Below are 5,992 nucleotides of genomic sequence, written 5' to 3'. Positions count from 1 at the left end.
GCCAGCCCAGTACCAGCGGCACCGGCAGCTTCTGCAGCGCCTCGCCGCAGGCAAAGGCATCACAATCGGGACCCGCGGCCAGCTGCTTGAGCGTCCAGTCGCGCAGCGTGCGGTTCTCGTCGCTGGCGAGCACGAGCGCCGCAAGCGGCGCACCGCCGGCTTCGGCGAGCAGCGCAGGCGCTTTGGCGACGCCTTGCGCGGCCAGCCACTTCGCCGCCACCTCGGGCGCGGGTACGCTCATCGGCCATTGGCGGCAGCGGCTGATGATGGTGGGCAGCAAACGGTCGATGCGCGCCGACACCATCAGGAATACGACGCCCGCCGGTGGCTCTTCGAGCGTCTTGAGCAGCGCGTTGGCCGCCGCGACGTTCAGCGCTTCGGCCGGATACAGCACGACCACGCGCGCGCCGCCGCGATGCGAACCGACGCCGACGAAGTCGAGCAGGCCGCGAATCTGTTCGATCTTGATTTCCTTGCTCGGCGCGCGGGTCTTCTTGCCTTCGTCGGCGTCGACCTTGTCGGCTTTTTCGTCGGCGCCGCCGCTCACCCCGGCTTCGGCCGCGAGCGCCTCGGGGACGACGATGCGGTAGTCGGGATGATTGCCCTGCGCGAACCAGTTGCAGGCCACGCACGCGCCGCACGGCTCGCCATTGGCCTGCTGGGCCTCGCACAGCAGACCTTGCGCGAGATGCTGCGCGAAGCGCAGCTTGCCGATGCCCGCCTGCCCATGCAGCAGCAATGCGTGCGGCCAGTGGCTGCGCAGCTGCTGCAGGCGGGTCCAGTCATCGGCTTGCCACGGATAGATCATGTTTCTTTTGAAAATCAATCAGTTGAAAGCGTTGTGCGAGATTCGACGTGAGCTTGGGCGCTGTCATAAAAGGAAATTATATTTCCTTTAAATCAAAGGCTTGAAATCAATTCTTCAAGTTGCTTCTGAATACGCACGATGCTCAGCGAAGAGTCGATGATAGCGAAACGGTAAGGTGCCTCTTCCGCGCGGCGCAGATATTCGGTGCGCGTGCGTTCGAAAAACGCGGCCGACTCGCTCTCGAAACGGTCTGGATCGCGCGCCGCGCTGCGCCGTTCGCTGGCGATTTCGGGCGGCAGATCGAACAGCACGGTCAGATCCGGCTGAAAGCCACCCTGCACCCAACGCTCCAGCGCTTCCAGCTTGTCGCGCGGCAAGCCACGGCCGCCGCCCTGATAGGCGAAGGTCGCGTCGGTGAAACGGTCGGACAGCACCCAGTCGCCGCGCGCGAGCGCCGGTTCGATCACTTCGGCCAGATGCTGGCGGCGCAGCGCGAACATCAGCAGCGCTTCGGTTTCGAGGTCCATCTTCTGGTGCAGCACGATCTCGCGAATCTGTTCGCCAAGCGGCGTGCCGCCCGGCTCGCGTGTCATGACGACCGAGCGGCCGGTGCTCGCGACCTTCTCTTCGAGCCGTTCGCGAAACCAGCCGAGATGGGTCGTCTTGCCCGCGCCGTCGATGCCCTCAAACGTAATGAATTTGCCCCGCGCCATCATTGCCCTCGAATGTATTTGTCCACGGCTTTGTTGTGGTCGCCGAGGGTGTCTGAAAAGATGCTGCTGCCGTCACCGCGCGACACGAAGTACAGCGCGGTGCTTTGGGCCGGATTCAGCGCCGCCTGCAGCGACGCGACCCCGGGCAGCGCAATGGGAGTGGGCGGCAAGCCCATCCGGGTGTACGTATTGTAGGGAGTGTCGGTCTGCAGGTCTTTCTTTCTGATGTGCCCGGTGTAGTTCTCGCCCATGCCATAGATCACGGTCGGGTCCGTCTGCAGCGGCATGCCCGTGCGCAGGCGATTCGCGAACACCGCGGCCACCATTGGGCGGTCGGAGGGTTTGCCGGTTTCCTTTTCGATGATCGACGCCATCGTCAATGCGTCGTACGGCGTTTTATACGGCAGGTTCGGCGCGCGCGCGAGCCAGGCTTCGTCGAGCCGCACGCGCATCAGCCGGTAGGCGCGACGGTAGATCTCGAGATCGCTCGCGTTCTTGTCGAACAGATACGTGTCCGGGAAAAACAGCCCTTCGCCCGTACCGAGCGAGGCTTCGGGCGCGCCGATCGCCGTCAGCAGGTCGGCGTCGCTCATGCCGAGCGTGTCATGTTTGAGCGCCGGATTGGCGTCGAGCTCGGCGCGCATGCGCTTGAAGGTCCAGCCCTCGATGATCGTCGCCACGTATTCGTTGACGTCGCCTCGCGCGATTTTCTGCAGCACTTCGTAGGGCGTCACGCCCGTCTTGAACTCGTAGTTGCCCGATTTCAGATCGGTCTGCAAGCCCAGCAGCCGCGTCATGAGGATGAACAGCTCGGGCTCTACCGGCACGCCGCCGCGATTGAGCTGCAGCGCGACACTGCGCAGGCTGCTGTGCGGTTTGACGGTCACGTCGAGTTGCGCGGGGGTCAGTTCGAGCGGACTGGTCGCCCAGTGATACCCGCCAGCAATTGCGGCTGCGGCCAGCACAACGACGATTGAGCCGGCGACGAAACATTTCTTCAGGAGGGACATGCGAAACGGGACATGGGTGGACTGCATATAATAGCGGTTTGCCTTAGCTAAAGTCAGAATTGACTGTTCCCGGGACCCATGAACACACCGCTCGCTACCGCTTCAGGCACTCCTTCAGGCACGCCGTCCAGCACCGCGCCGGGTTCCGCCGCTGCGCTCGCCGTGCTGCCGCGTCCGTCGGCCGATGAATTCGACGCCGTGCTCCATCACGGCGCCTACATGCCGCTCACGCAGTTCGGCGTGATCGACGCCACCGGCGACGACGCGGCGAGCTTCCTGCACGGCCAGCTGACCAATGACACCCAGCACCTCGACGGCGCCAGCGCGCGGCTCGCGGGCTACTGCTCGGCGAAGGGCCGACTGCTCGCGTCGTTCCTGACGTGGCGCAGCGGCGACACGATCCGCCTGCTGCTGTCGAAGGACGTGCAGCCCGCGGTGCAGAAGCGGCTGTCCATGTTCATCCTGCGTGCGAAGGCGAAACTGGTCGACGCGAGCGGCGAACTCGCGGCGGTGGGTCTTGCCGGCGACGTCCGCAAGGCGTTGTCCGGCGTGTTCGACGCGCTGCCCGATGGCGTGCACGTGCAAGTGGACGGCGCGGCGGGCTCGCTGATTCGCGTGCCCGATGCGCTGGAGCGGCTGCGCTATCTGTGGATCGGCCCGAAAGTGCAGGTCGAGGCGCTGCTGCCCTCGCTCGACGACAAACTCAAGCGCGTGTCGCCGGCCGTGTGGGACTGGCTCGACATCCGCGCGGGCGAGCCGCGCATCACGCAGCCGGTGGTCGAGCAGTTCGTGCCGCAAATGGTCAACTTCGACGTGCTCGGCGCGGTGAATTTCCGCAAGGGCTGCTATCCCGGCCAGGAAGTGGTCGCACGCAGCCAGTATCGCGGCACGATCAAGCGGCGCACGTCGCTCGCCAGCGTGGACGGCGAACTGGACGACATCAGGCCCGGCGCGGAACTGTTCCACTCGGACGATCCGGGCCAGCCGTGCGGGATGATCGTGAACGCGGCGTGGGCGCAAGGCGGCGGGGTCGATCTGCTGGTCGAGATCAAGCTCGCGGCGCTGGAAAGCGGCTCCGTGCGTCTGGGCGCGGCCGACGGTCCGGCGCTGCGCTTTCTCGCGCTGCCCTACGGGTTGCCGACCGAAGTCTGACGTCTTGCATGGTTCGGCGCGGCGCCCTCACGCGCCGCTTTTTTTGCTGGCCGCTTTCGCTCACCGCCTTTGCCGGCCTCTTCAACGCCCACGCCCTTTCGCGGGAGACGCCCCCCGATGTGCCTGATCGTTTTCGACTGGCGGCCCGATGCGCTCGACGGCCCGCTTTTCACGCTCGCCGCGAATCGTGACGAATTCTTTCGCCGCACGGCCGATCCGATCAGCTGGTGGCAGGACGCGCCGGATGTCCTGGCCGGCCGCGATCTGGTGGGCGGCGGCACATGGCTCGGCCTGTCGCGCGACGGCCGCTTTGCCGCGCTGACCAATTACCGCGCGCCGCACGAAATGCGCGCCGACGCGCCGACTCGCGGCACCCTCGTGAGCGACTGGCTAAACGGCGCGGCACGCGCATCGAACGGCAGCCCGCACGAGACCCCGCTCGCGTATCTGCAGCACGTCGCGCAAACCGGCGACATCTACAACGGCTTCAATCTGCTGGTGGGCGACTGGGCGCGCCGCGAGCTCGCCTGGTATTGCAACCGGGCAAAGCGCCCGCCCGCTCTGCTCTCACCCGGCACGCACGGCATCTCGAATGCGGTGCTCGATACCGCGTGGCCGAAGCTCGTGAAAAAGCGCGCCGAGCTTGGCACGCTGCTCGCGCGCGACGCCATGCCGCCGCTCGAACGTCTGATCGATCTCATGCGAGACCCGCGTGTCGCTCGTGATGACGAATTGCCCTCCACCGGTATTCCGCTCGAACGCGAACGGGTGTTGTCGGCGGCGTTCATCGAGTCGCCGGACTACGGCACGCGCGGCACGACCGCTTTGCGGGTGACCGCGCATGGCGAGGTGGTGAGCGTGGCGATCGCCGAGCATAGCGACGACAACGGCTCGCATCGGATCGTGCGGCCCGGCGATTTCGAGCGCAGCTTCGCGTTCAACATCGAACGCGAGATTGCGTGAAATAGTCCGGCGCAGTCCGTACTGCTGCGCGCCTCGTCTTCTTTCACCTCTCACGGGGTCATGCGCAGGACCGGCTGGCCCGCTGCGTCACAGCGAGACGACGAGCTTGCCCATGGGCGTCCAAACCGTCGCGGCTACTCCACCGCAAACGCCGCCCGCAATGCCGCCGCGGCATCCGCATGCGCCGTCGTGACAGCGGGCACAAAGCCGCCCATCTTGAAGAACTCGTGAATCATGCCCGGATAGCGTATGAGCATGACTTCGTTGCCGAGCGCGCGCAGTTTGCACGCATACGCATCGCCTTCGTCGCTCAGCGGATCGTATTCGGCGGTCGCGATCCATGCCGGCGCGACGCCGCGAAAATCGGGTGCGCCGCGCTCGCCGTCGAGCGGCGCGAAACGCCAGTCGTCGCGATCGCTTTCGTCGCGCATGTACTGCTCGAAGAACCATTGAATCGTCTCGCCCGAGAGCAGGAAACCATCGGCGAAGCGCGCGTGCGAACCGGTTTGCTGATAGCCGGTCGTGCCGGGATAGATCAGCAATTGCAGCGCGAGCCGGATGCCGGCGTCGCGGGCAAATACCGCGCAGACGGTCGCCAGCGTGCCGCCCGCGCTATCGCCGCCGACCGCGAGCCGCTCCCCGTCCACGCCGAATTGCGCGGCGTTCCCGTGCAGCCAGCTCAACGCGTCGAACGCGTCCTCGACCGCGGTGGGGAATTTGTGCTCGGGCGCGAGGCGGTAATCGACCGACAACACCGTACATTGGCCGTCGCGCGCGAACATCCGGCACAGCGCGTCGTGCGTGTCGACGCTGCCTACCGTGAAGCCGCCGCCGTGGTAATAGACCAGCGCCGGCGCAGGCTGGGCCCAGCTCGGCTCGACCGCCTGGTACAAACGGGCGCGAAGCGCCGCGCCGTCGCGCGCCGGAATGGACAGGTCGTCGAGCGTGAACATCGGCGCGCTCGCGATCTCCAGGATCGGCGCGCTATTCTCGTACGCCGCGCGCGCCTGTTGGGCGGTCATCTGGTGATACAGCGGGCGCCTCGCCCGAGCGATCATGTCGAGTATCTGCTCGATCGTTGGATTCAGCGGCATGGTGCGCGTGGTGGACCGGAAGGCGCCTGTGCGCCAAAGGTTGGAAGAAAGCCGGCACGCAACGCGCCGGCGATCGGACGACGTTCAGACGATGAACACGCCATACGACGGGCAGCCACCACTCATGCGTGGCCCGCTTGCTTCACCTCGGGCTTCAGCGACATCGGATCGGTGGGATTGCGCAATTGCTCGATATCCTCGTGACGCAGCTTCACCGTCGCCATGATGCCCGGATGCGTGATGATATAGAAA

Annotated in this window: 6 protein-coding genes; 2 read left to right on the top strand and 4 right to left on the bottom strand. The window is 65.9% G+C overall.

Features of this window, described 5'->3' with window-relative positions:
• The 3 genes from CIC12_RS02980 to mltG form a co-directional block, all read right to left on the bottom strand.
• The coding region (locus tag CIC12_RS02980; RefSeq protein ID WP_168662026.1) for a DNA polymerase III subunit delta' at nt 1-808 on the bottom strand (808 nt) is incomplete at its 3' end.
• A 92-nt stretch (nt 809-900) separates the two neighbouring features.
• The gene (gene tmk, locus CIC12_RS02975) at nt 901-1,521 is read right to left on the bottom strand and encodes a dTMP kinase (protein WP_168662024.1); all 621 of its coding nucleotides are present in this window, start codon (nt 1,519-1,521) and stop codon (nt 901-903) included.
• The gene (gene mltG / locus CIC12_RS02970) at nt 1,521-2,531 is read right to left on the bottom strand and encodes an endolytic transglycosylase MltG (protein ID WP_168662022.1); all 1,011 of its coding nucleotides are present in this window, start codon (nt 2,529-2,531) and stop codon (nt 1,521-1,523) included. Before mltG ends, tmk begins: the two co-directional genes overlap by 1 nt.
• Nucleotides 2,532-2,609: 78 nt before the next feature.
• On the opposite strand from mltG, the gene ygfZ reads away from it, so the two are divergent.
• Nucleotides 2,610-3,683, top strand: coding sequence for a CAF17-like 4Fe-4S cluster assembly/insertion protein YgfZ (ygfZ, locus tag CIC12_RS02965; protein ID WP_168662020.1), 1,074 nt, complete (start codon nt 2,610-2,612; stop codon nt 3,681-3,683).
• 117 nt (nt 3,684-3,800) lie between these two features.
• The gene (locus tag CIC12_RS02960; protein ID WP_168662018.1) at nt 3,801-4,646 is read left to right on the top strand and encodes an NRDE family protein; all 846 of its coding nucleotides are present in this window, start codon (nt 3,801-3,803) and stop codon (nt 4,644-4,646) included.
• 134 nt (nt 4,647-4,780) lie between these two features.
• Here the strand turns inward: CIC12_RS02960 and CIC12_RS02955 are convergent, their stop codons facing one another.
• Nucleotides 4,781-5,740, bottom strand: a complete 960-nt coding sequence (locus CIC12_RS02955; RefSeq protein ID WP_168662016.1) for an alpha/beta hydrolase — start codon at nt 5,738-5,740, stop codon at nt 4,781-4,783.
• Between the last annotated feature and the right edge of the window lie 252 nt (nt 5,741-5,992).

Source organism: Paraburkholderia sp. SG-MS1 (genome assembly GCF_012275575.1).
Lineage (GTDB): Bacteria > Pseudomonadota > Gammaproteobacteria > Burkholderiales > Burkholderiaceae > Paraburkholderia.
This window is presented reverse-complemented; position numbering and strand designations above follow the sequence as displayed.